This window comes from Lysobacter sp. K5869, assembly GCF_018847975.1.
In the GTDB taxonomy this organism is placed as follows: Bacteria; Pseudomonadota; Gammaproteobacteria; order Xanthomonadales; family Xanthomonadaceae; genus Lysobacter.
Window position 1 is genome coordinate 2,521,392 of record NZ_CP072597.1, and the last position, 20,118, is coordinate 2,541,509.

A 20,118-nucleotide genomic window follows, 5' to 3' on the forward strand; every position below is an offset into this window, starting at 1 on the left:
TCGCAGCTTGCGCAGCTCCTACAGTCGGACTTCCAACTACGTCGCGGCTTGCGGGCTCGCCCGGTAGGAGCGGCGTGAGCCGCGACCGCGAAACTTCGCTTGCGTCGTACGCCGATTTGCGCGGTCGCAGCTTACGCAGCTCCTACCGTCGGACTTCCAGTTGCGTCGTAGTTTCGGACTCGCCCTGTAGGAGCGGCGCAAGCCGCGACCGCGAAACCTCGCGCGCGCCGCAAACCGCCTATCGCCGCCGCGGCTGCAAACATGTGCACCGAATGTGCGAAATTCACATGCGAAAATTCTCCGCGAAACCACGCGCGAACCACCGCCAACCCGCATTCTTTCATTACGAATGCGCGGACTGTGATTGACATCGAACCCTGGCGGGCGACTTATGCCGCAAATCCCCTGTCATCGCGCCACCGCAGCCACTAGCGTGTGCCCCCGGACGCGACCCCACGCGCGTTCGCGACGACGTTCCATGCACGGCGGCCCCGCCACGCCCGCGCGCTGGAGCGTTCCCTTTCGCCGCACAGCGGCGCTTACTTCGAGGGGTACACCATGTCGTTCCGTTCCGTCCGCGGCCATCGCCCGCATCTGCTCGCCGCCGCCACCGCGCTCGCGCTCGCCGCGCTCGCCGCTCCCGCGTTCGCCGGCGAGGCCCACCTGGGCGCGCTCAAGGCCGGCGGCAGCTACAGCCGCTTCATCGTCAAGTACAAGAACGACAGCGCCGCCGCCAGCGGCGGCGCCGCGCTGAGCCGTTCGCTCGACACCGCCGCCGCGCGCGTCGCGCTGCCCGCCGCGGCCAAGGGCGCGCGCGTGGGCCTGCATCAGGTACGCCGCATGCTGGTGCCCGGCGCGAGCGTGATCGCCTCCGACCGCGCGCTCGGCCGCGACGAAGCCGAGGCGATGATGCGCCAGATCGCCGCCGATCCGAATGTGCAATACGTGCAGATCGACGGCATCCGTCGCGCCCTGGCGACGCCGAACGATCCCACCTTCAGCAAGCAGTGGCACTACGCCGACAGCGCCGTCGGCATCCGCGCGCCCACCGCCTGGAACACCGCCACCGGCACCGGCGTGGTGGTCGCGGTGGTCGACAGCGGCATCCTGTCGCACACCGACCTCAACGCCAACATCCTGCCCGGCTACGACATGATTTCCTCGACGACGGGCTTCTCCGACGCCGAGTGCCGCGACGCCGGCGCTTCGCCGGGCTGCGGCAAGTCCGACGACGGCGACGGCCGCGACGCGAACCCGAACGATTCGTCGAACATCGTCCACGGCACCCACGTCGCCGGCACCATCGCGGCGGTGACCAACAACGGCGCCGGCGGCGCGGGCGTGGCCTACAACGCCAAGGTCGTGCCGGTGCGCGCGCTCGGCAACCAAGGCTTCGGTTCGGACTCGGACATCGCCGACGCCGTGGTCTGGGCCTCCGGCGGCACCATCGCCGGCGTGCCGGCCAACGCCAATCCGGCCGAGGTCATCAACCTCTCGCTCGGCGGCCCGGCGCCGTGCACCGACACGCCGGCGTGGCAGTCGGCGATCGACACTGCGATCGCCAACGGCTCGACCGTCGTGGTCGCCGCGGGCAACAGCAACATCGACGTCGCCGGCTTCACGCCCGCCAGCTGCAACGGCGTGATCCGCGTCGCCGCCAGCAACAAGAGCGGCGCGCGCGCCTCGTACTCGAACTACGGCGCCACCATCCACGTCACCGCGCCGGGCGGCGAGAACGGCATCTTCGGGCCGAGCTCGACCGAGGGCGTGATCTCGACCGTCGCCAGCAACGGCTACGGCCCGATGGCCGGCACCTCGATGGCCTCGCCGCACGTGGCCGGCATCGTCGCGCTGATCCAGTCCGCCGCGCCGAGCCCGCGCACGCCGGCGCAGGTGCTGCAGATCCTGCAGAGCACCGCGCGGCCGATCGCCGCGAGCCAGTGCTCGGGCGGCTGCGGTTCGGGTCTGGTCGACGCCGCCGCCGCGGTGGCCGCGGCCGGCGGCACGCCGGGCAATCAGGCGCCGGTAGCGAACTTCGCCTCGTCGGTGAGCGGGTTGACGGTGAGCTTCACCGACAGCTCGACCGACAGCGACGGCTCGATCGCCTCGCGCAGCTGGGATTTCGGCGACGGCACCACCTCGACCGCGACCAGCCCGAGCAAGACCTACACCGCGGCCGGCACCTACACGGTCAAGCTGACGGTCACCGACAACGGCGGCTTGAGCAACACCAAGACCTCGACCGTCACCGTCGGCAGCAGCGGCGCGCAGACCTACACCAACGCCACCGACGTCAACATCCCGGACAACAACGCCACCGGCGTGACCAGCTCCATCGTCGTCTCGGGCCGCAGCGGCAACGCGCCGAGCACGACCCAGGTCGCGGTCGATATCGTCCACACCTACCAGGGCGATTTGATCGTCGATCTGATCGCGCCGGACGGCAGCGTCTACAACCTGCACAACCGCACCGGCAGCAGCACCGACAACATCAAGAAGACCTACACGGTGAACTTGTCGAGCGAAGCGCTCAACGGTACCTGGAAGCTGCGCGCGGCGGATCGCGCGTCGGTGGACACCGGCTACATCAACAGCTGGAGCATCACGTTCTGATCGCGCTGGCGCGGCCCACGCGGCCGCGCCGTCCGATGCGCGACGAGCCCCGGCTTCGGCCGGGGCTCTTTTAGCGGCGCCGCATGTGCGTGTCGCGGCCGTGGGCTTGCCCGGCGCAAGCGGCGCGAGCCGCGACTGCGGCACTAGGTTTTCGACCGCAGCGCGGTGTCGCGGTCGTGGCTCGTTCCGTTTCTGCAGCGGACTTGGCTCGGGCGTCCTGCGGGAACGCGAGGAACGCCTCATCGCTTTCAGACTCGTCCGATTGTTTTCCCGATGTGGCGTGGCTCACATTTCAATCGAAGTTGCCGTCTTGCATCGGTCCGCGAGGCCCGCATCCGGCACCGATGATCGAACGCTACGCGCAGCCGGCGTTCGCCCGTCGAACCCAGCCCGCCTCCATCCGCCGCGCGCGCACCGAACCGGCGCGGCGTTCCGCCAAAACGGGCCACGCCCGAACCCCAGGGGACGAACGACGATGCGACATTCCACGCGCAATACCACCCGCAAGACGCTGCTGGCCGCCGCCACCGCGCTTGCGCTGACCGCGGCCGCCGCGCCGGCCTTCGCCGGCCGAGCGTATCCGGCCGGCCTCGGCGCCGACGGCAACCGCCAGTTCATCGTCAAATACCGCAAGGGCAGCGCGCCTTCGCGCGATGCCGCGGCGATGGCGTCCTCGCTCAAGGCCGCCGCCGCGCGCGCGGGCGTGGCCGGCGCCGACGGCAAGCCGGCCCTGCGCGTGCTGCGCCAAATGGCGGTGCCGGGGATGCGCGTGATCGTCGCGCCGGCTTCGCTCAAGCGCGACGCCGCCGCTTCGCTGATGCGCCAGATCGCCGCCGATCCCAACGTCGAATTCGTCCAGCCCGACGGCGGCGGCAAGACCCAGCTCGTGCCGAACGATCCTAAGTTCTCGCAGCAGTGGCATTACGCCGACAACGCGGTCGGCATCCGCGCGCCGAGCGCATGGAACCTGACCTCCGGCGCCGGCGTGGTGGTGGCGGTGGTCGACAGCGGCATCCTGTCGCATCCCGACCTCAACGCCAACGTGCTGCCCGGCTACGATTTCATCAGCTCGGCGAGCGGGCGCGACGCGACCGAGTGTGCCATCGACGGCCTGTCGGCCGGCTGCGGCAAGCCGCAGGACGGCGACGGCCGCGATCCGGACCCCACCGACAACGGCCCCAGCGGCACGGGCGCCCACGGCACCCACGTCGCCGGCACCATCGCGGCGGTGACCAACAACGGCGTCGGCGTGGCCGGCGTCGCTTACGGCGCCAAGATCGTGCCGGTGCGCGCGGCCGGCGTGGACGGCTACAACGCCCACTCCGATTCCATCGACGCCATCGTCTGGGCCTCGGGCGGGCACGTGGCCGGCGTGCCGGACAACCCGAATCCGGCGGAAGTCATCAACGTCTCGATGGGCAGCACCTATGCCTGCACGCCGGCCTGGCAGGCGGGCATCGACGCGGCGGTGGCCAACGGCGCGATCGTCGTGGTGGCCGCCGGCAACGGCAACAACGACGTCTCGGAGAACGTCCCGGCCGGGTGCAACAACGTCGTCGCCGTGGCCGCCACCGACAAGAACGGCGCGAAGTCGTCGTTCTCGGCCTGGGGCGCGAAGATCGACGTGGCCGCGCCGGGCGGCGACGGCTTCTTCAATCAGGTGCTGTCCACGGTCGCCAACAACGGCTACGGCTCGCTGTCGGGCACCTCGATGGCCTCGCCGCACGTGGCCGGCGTCGCCGCGCTGGTGCGCTCGGTGGCGCCGTCGAAGACGCCGGCGCAGGTCGAGGCGATCCTCAAGAGCACGGCGCGGCCGATTTCGGCGAGCAAGTGTTCCAAGGGCTGCGGGGCGGGGCTGGTGGACGCGGCCGCGGCGGTGACGGCGGCGGCGAAGTAAGCCCGCCGGTCCGGCGTGCGGTCGCCGTATCGCGAACGGTGTGGGCGCCGGCTCCGCGGCGCCAGCGCGTCTTGATCCGCGTTCGCCGGCGATGTACGCAACGAACCCCGGCTTCGGCCGGGGTTCGTTTTTTTGCGGTTGCGCGTAAACGCTCTGGCTGCGGCGCGGCGCGGCCAGAGCGAGCGCGGCATTGCACGGTGCGGCGCAAACGCAAACCCCTTGATCGAGCCGACGCGTGAGGCGAGCGGACAGCGCCGCGCCCCGGCGGCGCCTACGACCGCCGCGATCCGCCCGGATCGCGCGCCGCACCTGAATCCGCTTGCCGCAAGCCGCCCGCCGCAAGCCGCGCGATCCGTATGGGAGACTGGCCGCGGCGCTTTCAGCCGCGATTGGGCCGTCGCGCCGTTACATCGACCCCACCGCGCCCCGTCGCGCGTTGCAGATCATTCCCCGCCAGGAGTCGCCCGCATGTCGCCTTCGTCCCGCCGCCTAGTTCTTCCGGTCGCCGCCGTTTCCTTGTGTCTGGCGGTCGGCGCCTGCATGGCCGCCGGCAACGCCGCCTCCGACGGCGCCGCGCCGCCCGCCTCGAAGGCCGCCTCCCGCGCGGTCGCCGATACTTCGCCCGCACCGGAGCCCCAGCCCATGCCGTCCGACCGCGCCTCCGCCGATCCCAGCAAGCCCAAGGCCCATGTCGGCGAACCCGTCGGCAACGGTCCGTTCGGCCAGTTCATCGTCAAGTACCGCGACGACTCGCAGCCGCTCAAGCAGCAAGGCGCGGTGCAGCCGCGCCTGGACCGCACCGCGGCGCAGTTCGGCAAGAGCGGGGTCAAGCTGACCTGGAAGCACCGCATGGGCATCAACGCCGACGTGTTCAGCGTCAGCCCCGCGCTCAGCCGCGGCGAAGCGGTGACCTTGATGAACGCGTTCGCCGCCGATCCCGATGTGCAGTTCATCGAACCCGACAACCACATCTCGCTCGGGCCGATCATCCGTCAGCCGGAAGTGGTGGATAAGTAAGCGCGGGCTTCGCGATCCGCCGCGGGCGAAAGAGCGGATCGGAAGACGAACCGATTCGGACGCCCTCGCCGACGCGGACGGCGACATCGGCGGACGCGCGACTCGCGAACCGGCGAATCCGAAAACGCGGAACCCGACATCGACACGCACACCCGAAACCCCGGCCCGCGCCGGGGTTTTTTCTTGCGTCCGTATCGCTCGCTGAGACACAAAAAACCACCGATAAACGGCAATTTTACGATGCATGACAGGCATCACGAAGACCGGCGCCGCAAGCGCTTGCGAAGCATTGCCGCTGCCCCGCCGATGCCGTTAGCGTCGTAGTGCGGACGGACCGACGATCCGATCCGCGCACGACCGGACGCGCACGCGCTGCAGGCCACGCGAGCGTGCGACGCACCGGCATCCATGCCGCTACACCTTCCTTTCGGCCGCGTCGCGGCCTTCGACCTCGGGGGTTGAACAATATGCGTACCACCTCACGCCTGCGCGCGCGCAACGCCGCGCGTGCCGCCGTTCTGTTGTCCGGATTCGCCATCTTGCCGGCGTTCGCCGCGCAACCGCTGTTCGTCGGCGACGCGCCCGCCGCGCGCGCCAACCTCGCCGGCGCGCAGATCGCCGGCGCGCAAGCCGCCGCCGCGAGCGAAGCGCAGCGCCTGGCCTCGGCCAAAGCCACCGCCTCGCTGCAGCTCAAGCGCGCCGACGCCAAGCTCGTGTCCAAGGCCACGCGCGAGATCGAACTGCGCCTGGGCTCGCACCTCGTCAACGCCGTGCTCGACAACGCGCGTGACACCAACGACGGCGCCACCGTGTGGCTCGGCCATCTCAAGGAAAACGCCAAGAAGGCGGGCCACGACGCGCGCGAAGTGCGCCGCGACGAGCGCAACTCGGTCGCGCTGGTGCGCCGCGGCGACGGCGTCACCGGCAACGTGCGCGTGGACGGCAAGCTCTACCGCATCCGTCCGCTCGCCGACGGCACCCACGCCGTGGTCGAAGTCGACGAGACCCGCATGCCGCCGGATCACCCGGCCGGCTATCGCGATTCGGACCTGCCGCAGATCGACATGCGCGCCGCGACCCGCGCCGCGCTCGCCGCGGTCGGCCCGGCCGCGGTCGATCCGGGCGCGACCGCGACCATCCGCGTCCAGGTCGTCGCCACCAATCAGGCGATCACCGCGTACGGCGGCGACATGCGCGCGCTGGTCGATCTCGCCATCGCCGAAAGCAATCAGGGCTACGCCAACTCCAACGTCGGCATCCAGCTGGAACTGGCCAACTACCGCACCGTCGAATACACCTCGGCCGGCGACGGCCACTTCACCGACGAAGAGCGCTTCGCCGATCCCAACGACGGCTACATGGACGACATCCACGCCAGCCGCGACGCCAACGCCGCCGACGTGAGCGTGCTGATCATCGACGACGCCGGCAACTGCGGCCTGGCCCATTCGATCGGTTCGACCGCCGACACCGCGTTCGCGACCGTGCATTACGACTGCGCCACCGGCTACTACAGCTTCGCCCACGAAATCGGCCACCTGCTGTCGGCGCGCCACGATCCCGCCGCCGATCCGACCAACACGCCCTACGCCTACGGCCACGGCTACCGCTACGAGCCGGCCACCGGCAGCAAGTGGCGCACGATCATGGCCTACAACTGCAGCGCCGGTTGCCCGCGCCTGAACTACTGGTCGAACCCGGACGTGACCTACAACGGCGTGGCCATGGGCACGGCCGACCGCAACCACAACCAGCGCGTGCTGGTGCAGACCAAGGCCGCGGTGGCCGCGTTCCGCGCCGCGCCGGGCGGCAACGTCGCGCCGACGGCGAACTTCACCTCCAGCGCGAGCGGGCTGACGGTGAGCTTCACCGACAGCTCGACCGACAGCGACGGCTCGATCGCCTCGCGCAGCTGGGATTTCGGCGACGGCACCACCTCGACCGCCGTCAATCCGAGCAAGACCTACAGCGCGGCCGGCACCTACACGGTCAAGCTGACGGTCACCGACAACGGCGGCCTGAGCAACACCAAGACCTCGACCGTCACCGTCAACGCCAGCGGCGTGCAGACCTACACCAACGCCGCCGACGTCAACATCCCGGACAACAACGCCACCGGCGTCAGCAGCTCGATCAGCGTCAGCGGCCGCAGCGGCAACGCGCCGAGCAACGCCCAGATCGCGGTCAAGATCGTCCACACCTACCAGGGCGACCTGATCGTCGATCTGATCGCGCCGGACGGCAGCGTCTACAACCTGCACAACCGCACCGGCGGCAGCGCCGACAACATCAACCAGACCTACACCAAGAACCTGTCGAGCGAAGCGCTCAACGGTACCTGGAAGCTGCGCGTCGCCGACCGCGCTGCGGCCGATACCGGCTACATCGACAGCTGGAGCGTCACGTTCTGAAGCGGCGCGTTCCGGCGCTTCGGGTCGTGAAGCGCCGGAGCTCGAAGCGCCGCTGGGCGAAGCATCGCGTTCGCATGCATCCGGTTTCGATGCATGGCGTTTTCGGAGCCGCGGCCGAAGTCCCGCACGCGTGCCGCGCACGCGGCGCGCGGGGCAGGGCGGACGCCGGCGCTCCGCGGCCGCAAGGCCGGCACCACCGTCCGGCGGCCGACGCCGCCGGGCTTGTGCGCTGAGGGGAGCGCAACGTCACCGCGTCGCCCGGGTTCGCGCCCGGACGGCGCAACGCGTCGATGCAAGGCGGCCCGGACGCGGACCGCCGCGGGCGCGGTCGTGCCCGGTTCCGCCTCGGACCGGCGCGCCGCACCGCCGCGACGCGGGTGACGGGCTGTGTTCCACCGCGCTGGAATCCGTCTCATCGGCTCTGTCGCTCCTGAAGTCCGCGCCGTCGAAATCCGTTTCGGACGAAGTCCGTCGCGTCGAAGTCCGCGTATCGAAATCCGCTCATCGAAATTCGCCGCATCGAAAACCGCCGTATCGAAATCCGCCGTATCGAAAACCCGCCGCATCGACTCGTTCATCGCCGTGCCCATCGCGTCGCCTCCCCGGCGCCGCCTTCGCCGCATTCCTCTTTGATGGAGACCGATATGAAACGTATTTGCCTCAGCCTCGGCCTGCTCGCGCTGTCCGTCGGCAGCGCGCTGGCCGCGCCCGCCGCGCGTCCGGCCGCGTTCGACCACGCGCGTCTGGCCCGCGTCGACCGCATCGCCCTGCGCACCATGCCGGCGGTGGACGTGACCAAGCTGCGCGCCGAAGACGCCAAGCGCGAACAGCGCCGCGAGATCCCGCGCTTCGCCACCGCGCTGGCGGTGGACATCGACACGCTCAAGGACGGCGTGTGGGAAGACCTCGACGCCGATACCGCGATCTGGCGCACCCGCATCGAATCCAAGAGCGCGCTGTCGCTGAACTTCCATTTCGACCAATTCAAGCTGCCCGCCGGCGCGCGCATGCTGATCTATCCGGCCGACCAAGGCCCGGCCTCGGCCGCCGGCCGCGTGCGCAGCTTCAGCAGCGCCGACAACAACGCCTTCGGCGAACTGTGGACGCCGGTGGTGGTGGGCGACGAGGCGGTGATCGAAGTGGTGGTGCCCAAGGCCAAGCTCGGCGAGCTGAAGCTGCATCTGGCCAAGGTCAACCACGACTATGTCGGCTTCGGCAAGCTGGTGCGCCGCGCGCAACTGGAAGCCGGTCCGATGGCGACCTCCGGCAGCTGCGAGATCGATGTGGCCTGCCCGGAAGGCAACGGCTACCGCGACATCATCCGCGCGGTCGGCGCGTACTCGAAGCAGGGCACCATGTGGTGCACCGGTTCGCTGGTCAACAACACCGCGAACGACAAGAAGATGTACTTCCTCACCGCCAACCATTGCGGCATGACCACCGCGACGGTCAACAACTCGATGGTGGTGTACTGGAACTACCAGAATTCGACCTGCCGCACGCCGGGTTCGGCCGCCAGCGGAAGCGATGGCGACGGCTCGCTGTCGCAGTCGCAGACCGGCGCCACGCTGCGCGCGACCAACGCCGCGTCCGACTTCACCTTGCTCGAACTCAGCACCGCCGCCAATCCGGCCTATAACCTGTACTGGGCCGGTTGGGACCGCCGCGATCAGGACTATCCGAACTCCATCGCCATCCACCATCCCAACGTCGCCGACAAGCGCATCAGCTTCTCCGACAGCGCGTCGCGCAAGACCGGCTACGGCGGCGCCGACTACAACCCGCCGACGGTGCCCGACGGCACCCACCTGTTCGTGAAGTGGGGCGTCAACCGCGGCGTGACCGAGCCGGGTTCCTCGGGCTCGCCGCTGTACAGCCCGGACAAGCGCGTGATCGGCCAGCTGCACGGCGGCCCGTCGAGCTGCACCGTGCCGCAGGAACAGAAGGCCGATTACTACGGCCGCGTGTTCACCTCGTGGACCGGCGGCGGCACTGCGGCCACGCGCCTGAGCGATTGGCTCGACGCGTCGGGCAGCGGCGCGCAGTTCGTCGACGGCTTGGATTCGGCCGGCGCGCCGGGCAATCAGGCGCCGGTGGCGAACTTCGCCTCGTCGGTGAGCGGGTTGACGGTGAGCTTCACCGACTCTTCGACCGACAGCGACGGTTCGATCGCCTCGCGCAGCTGGGATTTCGGCGACGGCACCACCTCGACCGCGACCAGCCCGAGCAAGACCTACAGCGCGGCCGGCACCTACACGGTCAAGCTGACGGTCACCGACAACGGCGGCTTGAGCAACACCAAGACCTCGACCGTCACCGTCGGCAGCAGCGGCGCGCAGACCTACACCAACGCCGCCGACGTCAACATCCCGGACAACAACGCCACCGGCGTGACCAGCTCCATCGTCGTCTCGGGCCGCACCGGCAACGCGCCGAGCACGACCCAGGTCGCGGTCGACATCGTTCACACCTACCAGGGCGATTTGATCGTCGATCTGATCGCGCCGGACGGCAGCGTCTACAACCTGCACAACCGCACCGGCTCGAGCACCGACAACATCAAGAAGACCTACACGGTGAATCTGTCGAGCGAAGCCTTGAACGGTACCTGGAAGCTGCGCGCGGCGGATCGCGCGTCGGTGGACACCGGCTACATCAACAGCTGGAGCATCACCTTCTGATTCGCGCCGCGTCGCGATGAAGAACGAAAACCCCGGCTTCGGCCGGGGTTTTTCGTTAGGGGGCTCGGGTTCGCCGTCTCGCCGCCGCGCGGGAACACGGGGGCTAACGGCTATTCACGCCCGCGCCCGCGCGACCGACCGCGCGTTCGTTTTTTTCAACGACGCGCGACGACGGAATTTTTGTCTGATTTTTTGCGATCCGAAACAAACGCGCGCGGCGTCGGTGCTGGCCGCGAGCGCGATCCGGCGCCTCAGCACGGCCGGTTCCGCGCACCCCACCTCGAAGTTCCTGTTCGTCGTGCGCTGCAACCCATTCTGAATTCGCGCGCGTTCTCAATTTCGATTTCCCGTCGTCGCCACCGATTTCATCAGCAACAAATCTTCGCCGTATGCGTGACGCGATGCACGGATGCGATGTGGAACCGGCGGATTTGCGTCTTGTTGTGCGCGACCGCGCTGCCTCACAGTCGCGCCGTGGCCAAGGCGAGCAACGCCTTCGCCGCGCGCAGCGGCAACAGCATCGGCTGCGTCGAAGTGCTCTAACGCACGCTCGGGGGAAGCATGCGGCAGTCCCTGCCTCACTCGCTGGAGCATCCAGTTCCCACCGCCTGATCCGACGTCAATCGCCATCCAGCACCGGCCACGCCGGGCGTCGCGGTCACGCCTCACATCACGGACGGAGACACGCAATGAAACGCATTTGTGGTTCCCTGATGTTGCTCGGTTTGTCGATCAGCGCCGCGCTCGCAGCGCCGGCCTCGCGCCCCGCGGCGTTCGATCACGCCAATCTTTCCAGCCTCGACAAGATCGCCGTGAGCACCATGCCGGCGGTCGACGTGGCCAAGCTGCAGGCCGAAGACCGCCTGCGCGACAAGCGCGGCGACATTCCGCGCTTCGCCCAACCCTTGAGCGTCAACATGACGCCGCAGAACTCCGGCGTGTGGGAAACCCTCGACGCCGACACCTTGGTCTGGCGCCAGCGCGTGCGCTCGAACAAGGCGCTGTCGCTGAACTTCGGCTTCACCCAGTACCACATGCCGGCCGGCGGCCGCCTGTTGATCTATCCGGCCACGCAGATGCCGGCCGGCGACCGCAACCTGATCCGCCAGTACGACGAGCGCGACAACAACGCCCAAGGGCAGTTGTGGACCGCGATCGTGCCGGGCGAGGAAGCGGTGATCGAAGTGGTGGTGCCGAAGGCTTCGGCGCACGAGCTGAAGCTGCATCTGGCCAAGGTCAACCACGACTACGTCGGCTTCGGCCCGCTGGCGCGCCGTCTGGCCGCGCAGAGCGGCGAGAAGGGCACCTCGGGTTCGTGCAACGTCGACGTGGTGTGCCCGGACGGCGACGGCCGCCGCGACATCATCCGCTCGGTCGCGGCCTATTCGAAGAACGGCTCGCTGGCCTGCACCGGTTCGCTGGTGAACAACACCGCGAACAACAAGAAGATGTACTTCCTGACCGCCAACCACTGCGGCATGACCACGGCCTCGACCGCGGCGTCGATCGTGGTGTATTGGAACTATCAGAACTCGACCTGCCGCGCGCCGAACACCCCGGCCAGCGGCGCCAACGGCGACGGCTCGATGAGCCAGAACCAGTCGGGTTCGACGGTCAAGGCGACCTACGCCGACTCCGATTTCACCCTGCTGGAACTCAACACCGCGGCGAATCCGGCGTTCAACCTGTACTGGGCCGGCTGGGACCGCCGCGACCAGAACTACAACGGCGCGATCGCGATCCATCACCCGAACGTCGCCGAGAAGCGCATCAGCCTGTCCACCAGCGCGACCTCGTTCGTGGCTTGGGGCGGCGGCGCCGGCACCACCCACCTCAACGTGCAGTGGCAGCCGAGCGGCGGCGTGACCGAGCCGGGTTCCTCGGGTTCGCCGCTGTATAGCCCGGAGAAGCGCGTGATCGGCCAGCTGCACGGCGGCCCGTCGAGCTGCTCGGCCACCGGCACCAATCGCAGCGACCAGTACGGCCGCGTGTTCACCTCGTGGACCGGCGGCGGCACCGCGGCGACGCGCTTGAGCGACTGGCTCGACGCCGGCAACACCGGCGCGCAGTTCATCGACGGCCTGGATTCGGGCGGCGGCACGCCGAACACTCCGCCGACGGCGAACTTCACCTCGACCACCAGCGGCCTGACCGCGACCTTCACCGACACTTCCAGCGACAGCGACGGCACCATCGCCTCGCGCAGCTGGAACTTCGGCGACGGCACCACCTCGACCGCGACCAACCCGAGCAAGACCTACAGCGCGGCGGGCACCTACACCGTCACCCTGACGGTCACCGACAACGGCGGCGCCACCAACACCAAGACCGGTTCGGTCACCGTGTCCGGCGGCCCCGGCGCGCAGACCTACACCAACGACACCGATGTGGCCATCACCGACAACGCGACGGTGGAAAGCCCGATCGTGGTGTCCGGCCGCAGCGGCAACGGTCTGCCGTCGACCCAGATCCAGGTGACGATCTACCACACCTACCGCAGCGATCTGAAGGTCGATCTGGTCGCGCCGGACGGCACGGTCTACAACATCCACAACCGCACCGGCGGCAGCGCCGACAACATCATCGGCACCTACACCAAGGACCTGTCGAGCGAACCGCTCAACGGCACCTGGAAGCTGCGCGTGAACGACAACGCCAACGCCGACACCGGCCGCATCGACAAGTGGAGCATCACGTTCTGATGCCGACGGTTTGACCCCGCACCACGCCGCGGCCTTCGGGCCGCGGCTTTTTTCAGGTCTGCGATATTCCGTATCCCCCTGTAGGAGCGGCGTAAGCCGCGACCAACCGCAGCGATGTACGCAAGCGCCTCTTCCCGAAGACCAAAAAATCGTTGACAGCGGCGCCCAGGGGTTCCGGGCTTCGGAAAATTTCGTGGCATTACGTCAGCGACGTACGTAAGCCTCGCTTCCCGAAAACCAGAAAATCGGCGACGGGGCGGTCAGGGGTTCCGGGCTTCGGAGAATTACGTGGCATGACGTCGCTTCGGTTGGTCGCGGCTTACGCCGCTCCTACCGGGAGCCAACGCAACACCGTCGCGAACTGTGCGCCACTTCGCACAGCTGCGAACTGCTGTCCGCTTCACGAAAGCACACGAATTAAGCGCCGCGCGGCGCTTGTCAGCGCCGGCCGCGCATCCACAGCATGACTCCCGGCACGCGCTCCGCGCGTGACTGCCCACCGCAACGGTTCTTGGAGAGTCTCCCAATGCGCTTCCAAACTGCCGCGTTGCCGCTGTTGCTGGCGCTGTCCGCCAGCGCCGCGGCCGCCGACGATCAGCCCGTGTTCGTCACCGCGAAATACGAAAACCCCAAGCAGCTGCAACGCATCGCCTCGCGCTTCCAGCATTTGATCGTCGACCGTCAGGCCAAGACGGTGAAGGTCGAGGCCATGCCCGAGGATCTGGCCGCGCTGCGCGCCGCCGGCTTCCAGTACGAAGTCGATCAAGCCTCCACCGCGCAGATGCAGCGCCTGCAAAGCGCGCTGAAGTCCTCGCTCGACGGCGCCAAGAGCATTCCCGGCTACACCTGCTTCCGCACGGTCGAAGAGACCTATCAGACGATGGACCAGTTGGCCGCGAGCAAGCCGCAGCTGGCCAGCGTGCGCGTGATCGGTCCGAGCTGGCAGAAGACCCAGAACTCGGCCACCGGCTACGACATGCGGGTGTTCAAGCTGACCAACTCGGCCACCGACGCCGCGCTGCCGAACAAGCCGACCCTGGTGTTGTTCGGTTCGATCCACGCGCGCGAGTACGCGCCGGCCGAGCTGGTGACGCGCTTCGCCGAGGGGCTGGTCAACGGCTACGGCACCGACGCCGAAGCGACCTGGCTGCTCGACAACTTCGCCTTCCAACTGGTGCTCAACGCCAATCCCGACGGGCGCAAGAAGGCCGAGGCCGGTTCGTCCTGGCGCAAGAACGTCAACAACAGCAACGGCGGCAGCTGCAGCGCCAGCAGCTACGGCACCGACCTCAACCGCAACTTCCCGTACCACTGGAACAGCGTGTCCGGCGGTTCCAGCGGCAATCAGTGCGCCGAGACCTATCGCGGGCCGACTCCGTCGTCGGACCCGGAAACCCAGAACCTGATGCGTCTGGTCGCCGGCACCCGCGGCAGCAACGGCGTCTATACCGGCGGCGTGTTCCCCGACCGCCGTCCCGACGACGTCAACACGCCCACGCCGGCCGATTACCAAGGCGTGTTCATCGACATCCACAGCAACGCCGCACAGGTGCTGTGGTCGTGGGGCGACACCAGCAACCCGGCGCCGAACCGCGACGCGCTGCAGACGTTGGGCCGGCGCATGGCCTACTTCAGCGGCTACCGCCCGCAGCAGTCCGACGAGCTCTACGCCACCGACGGCACCACCGACGACACCATGTACGGTCTGCTCGGCGTGCCGAGCTACACCATCGAACTCGGCGGCAGCTTCTTCGAGAGCTGCAGCAGCTTCACCGGCACCACCTTGCCGAACAATCTGCGCACGCTGCGCTATCTGGCGCGCACGCTGTGGGCGCCGCTGCAGTTGCCGAGCGGGCCGGACACGACCTCGGTGAGCCTGTCGTCTTCGTCGGTGCCGGCCGGTACGCCGGTCACCGTCACCGCCAACGTCAACGACGGCCAGTTCAACCAGAGCAACGGCAGCGAGGCGGTGCAGAACATCGCCTCGGCGCGCGCTTACATCGACACGCCGCCGTGGGCGAGCGGGGCGGTGGCGATCGCGCTGAGCGCGAGCGACGGCGGCTTCAACAGCAGCAACGAGAACGTCACCGGTTCGATCTCCACCAGCGGTCTGGCCGCGGGCGCGCACACCGTCTACGTGCAGGGCACCGACGCTTCGGGCAAGCCGGGCACGCCGAACGCGGCGCGCTTCACCGTGACCGGCGGCGGGCCGGGCAACACCCCGCCGGTGGCGAACTTCACCGCGACCACCAGCGGCTTGACCGCGAGCTTCACCGACACCTCCAGCGACAGCGACGGCACCATCGCTTCGCGCAGCTGGAACTTCGGCGACGGCACCGCGTCCACCGCGACCAACCCTAGCAAGACCTACAGCGCGGCCGGCACCTACAACGTCGCATTGACCGTGACCGACAACAGCGGCGACACCAACACCAAGACCACGGCGGTGACGGTGAGCAGCGGCGGCGCGCAGACCTACAGCAACGACGCGGACGTGGCGATCACCGACAACGCCACCGTGGAAAGCCCGATCGTGGTGTCCGGCCGCAGCGGCAACGGTTCGGCCAGCACGCCGGTGCAGGTGACGATCTACCACACCTACAAGAGCGATCTGAAAGTCGATCTGGTCGCGCCGGACGGCACCGTCTACAACATCCACAACCGCACCGGCGGCAGCGCCGACAACGTCATCGGCACCTTCAACAAGGATCTGTCGAGCGAGCCGCTCAACGGGACCTGGAAGCTGCGGGTGAACGACAACGCCAACGGCGATACCGGGCGGATCGATACGTGGAGCATCACGTTCTGATCGATGCCGCGACGATGATTCGATAGACGAGCCCCGGCTTCGGCCGGGGCTTCTTTTTTCGCGGCTCGCGCCCGCCGCTTCCGGCGCGAAGTCCGTGCGATGTCGGATCGCAGCGTGTCCAAACGCGGGCGCCTTCGCTCGCGCCGCCTCGGCTCGGGTACGAGGAACACATGAAGCGCACGCTGTTTCCATTCGCGAAACCCTGAAAATATAGGGATTTCGCAGCCGGTTCGCGGCCGATCCGCGCTCCGTTCGCCAGCGCATCGCGCAGCGTAAGCGTTTACTGCGCGTTTGCATGATCCAAGTCACGAACGCGAATGTGCGTTCGCTTCGCTTGTCGCTTGTCCCTCGCGTCAGGCGCGCTTAGCGTCGAATCCCGGGCGCATCGGATCGTTCTCCCCCGTACGGCTCGACCGCGCTTTCACGCGCAGCAAGTCCCGCGGCGCGCCACGCGCGCCGCTTCCGTCCACCGCGTCCGCGCGCCGATGCCGGAGCATCCGCCGCCGACGCCCGATCCAGGAGCGCTTTCCGTGAATCCGCAATCCGCTTCCTCGCACGCCCGGTCCCGTTCCCGCCGCATCGCCGCTTCCGCGCTGACGCTGGCGCTCGCCGCCGCGTTCGCGCCGGCCTACGCGCAGCATCAGGCGCACACGCACGAACTCGCCGCCGGCGAGGATCCGTTCAAGCCGGTCTACATCGTCACTTCGCGTCAGACCTTCGACGCGGGCGTGCAGACCCTGGCCAAGAATTCCACCGGCCTGAGCAACGCCGTCGGCAAGCCGCTGGTGATCGCCGAACTCAAGACCCATCAGCTCACCGACCTGATCCGCCACGTCCACGAAAAAGAGAAGCGCTGCGGCGGCTATTTCGCCTTCGACAGCCGCCAGGAAGCCGAGGCCTTCGTCAAGGCCGACCGCAGCCGCGAAGCCATCGATACCAAGTTCGCGACCTACACCATCGACAACCAAACCACGGTCAATCCGTGGCTGAGTCAGGTCAGCGAAGCGAACATCCGCGGCACCATCAGTCATCTGTCGACGCAGTATCCGAACCGCTACTACTCCTCCACCCACGGCCGCACCTCGGCGACCTGGATCAAGGACACGTGGCTGGCGCTCGGCAACGGCCGTAGCGACGTCAGCGCCGAGTTGTTCACCGGGTGCAGCACCTGTTCGACCCAACCGTCGGCGATCCTCACCATCCAAGGCAGCGAGCTGCCGAACGAAGTGGTGGTGCTCGGCGCGCACTTGGACTCGATCTCCAGCAGCGGCAGCGGCGATGCGATGAACGCGCCGGGCGCCGACGACGACGCCTCGGGCATCGCCACGCTGACCGAAGTGCTGCGGGTGGCCTTGGCCAGCGGCTACAAGCCCAAGCGCACGATTAAGTTCATGGGTTACGCCGCCGAGGAAGTGGGCCTGCGCGGCTCCAAGGCCATCGCCACCGATTTCCAGAACCGCGGCGTCAACGTGGTCGGCGTGCTGCAGCTTGACATGACCAACTACCGCAGCGGCGGCGCCAATCCGGTGCGTCTGGTCACCGACTACTCGAACTCGTCGCTGCAGCAGTTCCTGCGCGATCTGCACGCGACCTATCTGGGCGGCACGCTGGGCAGCTACACCTGCGGCTACGGTTGCTCGGACCACGCGTCGTGGACCTCGGCCGGTTTCCCGGCGGCGATCTACTTCGAGAGCGGCACCTCCAGCGGCGGCTACTCGCCGTACATCCACTCGCCGTCGGACACGCTGGCGAACATGGGCAACTCGGCGAGCAACAGCGTGCCGTTCGCCAAGCTCGGTTTGGCCTTCCTCGGCGAACTCGGCAAGACCGCCGGCAGCGGCCCCGGGCCGGGCCCGGGCACTCAGACCTACAGCAACGACACCGACGTGGCGATCAGCGACAACGCCACGGTGGACAGCCCGATCACGGTGTCGGGCCGCACCGGCAACGCGCCGAGCAACGCGCAGGTGTCGGTGAGCATCGTCCACACCTACCGCGGCGATCTGAAGGTCGATCTGGTCGCGCCGGACGGTTCGCTCTACAACATCAGCAACCGCGCCGGCGGCAGCGCCGACGACCTCAACGGCACCTTCACCTTCAACCTCTCCAGCGAAGCGCTCAACGGCACCTGGAAGCTGCGGGTCAACGACAACGGCCCGGGCGACGTCGGCCGCATCGACAAGTGGAGCATCACCTTCTGATGCCCGGGTAACCCTTTCCGCCTTGGCGAAAACGTTCGCGCCCCGGCTTCGGCCGGGGCTTTTTTTTTGCGCGGCGATTTGGGACGCGTCTGATTCGCGGCGAAGTACGACCGGCATCACGCGGTCGCGCGCTGTGCGCGCTGCGCACCGCGGAGCCCGGCGAGCGGGGACGCGTAGCGTGGGTTCGAGGCCGGACGCCGCGTTGGCGCGGGCCGCAACCGTCGCGGCGCCGCGCCGCATACCGCTCGCCCCGCGCCTCGGGGCACCGTTTCGTGGAGGTCGCCGTGTTCCGTTTCGCCCAGGGTGTGTTGTTCTTCGTCTTCTTCGCCGCGTCCGCGTCCGCCGCCGGTCCGGCTCGCGGCGGCGAGCGCAAGCCGGTGTTCGTGGTCGCCTCGCGCGCGACCCAGCAAGCCGCGCTGGCCGACGCGGCCGGCCGCGTCAGCGCGCTCGCCGGCCTCGGCGCGGGCGGACGCGAACTGGCGATTTCCGAAGTGCCCGCCGAGCGGCTCGCCGATCTGGCTCGGCACGTGCACGAGAACGAAAAGCGCTGCGGCGGATTCTTCGCCTTCGACACCCGCGAACAGGCCGAAGCCTTCGTGCGTGACGATCTGAGCGCATTGGCGGTCGGCGCGCAGGCGGCGAGCTACACCGTGGACAATCAGGCGACGGTGACGCCGTGGTTGGGGCAAGTGCGCGAGGCCGACCTACGCGCGACCATCCGCAGCTTGTCGGGCAACTGGACCACGCGCCACGCCGCCAGCGCCGGCGGACGCGCCGCGTCGGACTGGATCCGCAGCGCGTGGGCGACGCTGGCCGGCAACCGCGCCGACATTTCCATCGAACAGACCGCCTGCGCCAACTGCGGGCAGCAGCCCTCGGTGGTGCTGACTTGGCGCGGCAACGAACTGGCGCAGGAGGTGGTGGTGCTCGGCGCGCACATGGATTCGATCGTCGCCGGCAGCGGCGGCGCCACCGCCGCCGCGCCCGGCGCGGACGACGACGCTTCCGGCGTGGCGACGCTGACCGAAGTGCTGCGGGTGGCCTTGGCCAGCGGATACAAGCCGCGGCGCACGGTCAAGTTCATCGCTTACGCGGCGGAGGAAATCGGCTTGCGAGGGTCCAACGCCATCGCCGCCGGGCACCGCGACCAGGGGGCGAACGTGGTCGGCGTGCTGCAGTTGGACATGACCAACTACCGCACGTTCGGCGGGCCGGATCTGCGCTTGATCAGCGACAACTCCAACGCCGGTTTGCAGCAGTTCGTGCGCGAGTTGTATTCGTCGTATCTGGGCGGCGGCGCGTTGGCCGAGTACACGTGCGGCTATGGCTGCTCCGATCACGCCTCGTGGACCGCGGCCGGCTATCCGGCGGCGATGGTGTTCGAAGGCGGTAGCGCCGACGGCAAGTACTCGCCGTACATCCATAGCCGCAACGACACGCTCGCCAACATGGGCAACTCCGCGGCCAACAGCGTGCCGTTCGCCAAGCTGGGTCTGGCGTTCCTGGGCGAGCTGGGCAAGACCTCGGCGCAGTGAGCCGGGCGCGGCGCTCCCGCTCGGGAGCGTCGCGACTGCGGCGAAGGGCATCGGAATCGGAACGCTCCGCGCGCGGCAGGCCGCGGTCAGAGCGCTTTCGATCCCGAGGTTTTGGTTCGATGCCCGGCTCGCGATCCCGCGAGGCGGGCCGCATCGCCGGTGCTTTGCCGCCGGCGGCATCGCGCGCCGGTGGAGGAGCGGCTTCGTTGCGGGGCGTCCACCCGCGGCCGGCGCGACGCAAACGCCGGCGCC

10 protein-coding genes and 1 pseudogene are annotated in these 20,118 nt (G+C 68.6%); all 11 read left to right on the forward strand.

Annotated features, from left to right (window positions below; translation table 11 throughout):
• Positions 1-558: 558 nt before the first annotated feature.
• Positions 559-2,613 (forward strand): S8 family serine peptidase, encoded by a 2,055-nt coding sequence (locus tag J5226_RS10815; protein WP_215839908.1) that lies wholly within the window; start codon positions 559-561, stop codon positions 2,611-2,613.
• Between the two features lie 475 nt (positions 2,614-3,088).
• On the forward strand, positions 3,089-4,510 hold the full coding sequence (locus J5226_RS10820) for a S8 family serine peptidase (RefSeq protein WP_215839909.1): 1,422 nt from the start codon (positions 3,089-3,091) through the stop codon (positions 4,508-4,510).
• A 642-nt stretch (positions 4,511-5,152) separates the two neighbouring features.
• Positions 5,153-5,527, forward strand: coding sequence for a hypothetical protein (locus J5226_RS10825; protein WP_215839910.1), 375 nt, complete (start codon positions 5,153-5,155; stop codon positions 5,525-5,527).
• A gap of 467 nt (positions 5,528-5,994) precedes the next feature.
• Positions 5,995-7,323: pseudogene (locus J5226_RS10830) on the forward strand (M12 family metallo-peptidase); the annotation flags it as partial.
• Positions 7,309-7,938 (forward strand): PKD domain-containing protein, encoded by a 630-nt coding sequence (locus tag J5226_RS25410; RefSeq protein WP_255323108.1) that lies wholly within the window; start codon positions 7,309-7,311, stop codon positions 7,936-7,938. The pseudogene J5226_RS10830 and the gene J5226_RS25410, both read left to right, overlap by 15 nt.
• Positions 7,939-8,582: 644 nt before the next feature.
• Positions 8,583-10,619: a proprotein convertase P-domain-containing protein gene (locus tag J5226_RS10835; protein ID WP_215839912.1), complete on the forward strand. Its 2,037-nt coding sequence runs from the start codon at positions 8,583-8,585 to the stop codon at positions 10,617-10,619.
• Between the two features lie 180 nt (positions 10,620-10,799).
• Positions 10,800-11,162 carry a hypothetical protein gene (locus tag J5226_RS10840; RefSeq protein ID WP_215839913.1) on the forward strand — a complete coding sequence of 121 codons (363 nt, stop codon included), beginning with the start codon at positions 10,800-10,802 and terminating at the stop codon, positions 11,160-11,162.
• A 146-nt stretch (positions 11,163-11,308) separates the two neighbouring features.
• Positions 11,309-13,321 carry a proprotein convertase P-domain-containing protein gene (locus tag J5226_RS10845; RefSeq protein ID WP_215839914.1) on the forward strand — a complete coding sequence of 671 codons (2,013 nt, stop codon included), beginning with the start codon at positions 11,309-11,311 and terminating at the stop codon, positions 13,319-13,321.
• Between the two features lie 526 nt (positions 13,322-13,847).
• Entirely contained in the window at positions 13,848-16,130 is a 2,283-nt protein-coding gene (locus tag J5226_RS10850) for a M14 family zinc carboxypeptidase (RefSeq protein WP_215839915.1), read from the forward strand.
• Between the two features lie 530 nt (positions 16,131-16,660).
• Positions 16,661-18,331 carry a M20/M25/M40 family metallo-hydrolase gene (locus tag J5226_RS10855; RefSeq protein ID WP_215839916.1) on the forward strand — a complete coding sequence of 557 codons (1,671 nt, stop codon included), beginning with the start codon at positions 16,661-16,663 and terminating at the stop codon, positions 18,329-18,331.
• A gap of 284 nt (positions 18,332-18,615) precedes the next feature.
• Positions 18,616-19,866: a M20/M25/M40 family metallo-hydrolase gene (locus tag J5226_RS10860; RefSeq protein ID WP_215839917.1), complete on the forward strand. Its 1,251-nt coding sequence runs from the start codon at positions 18,616-18,618 to the stop codon at positions 19,864-19,866.
• Positions 19,867-20,118: the final 252 nt, after the last annotated feature.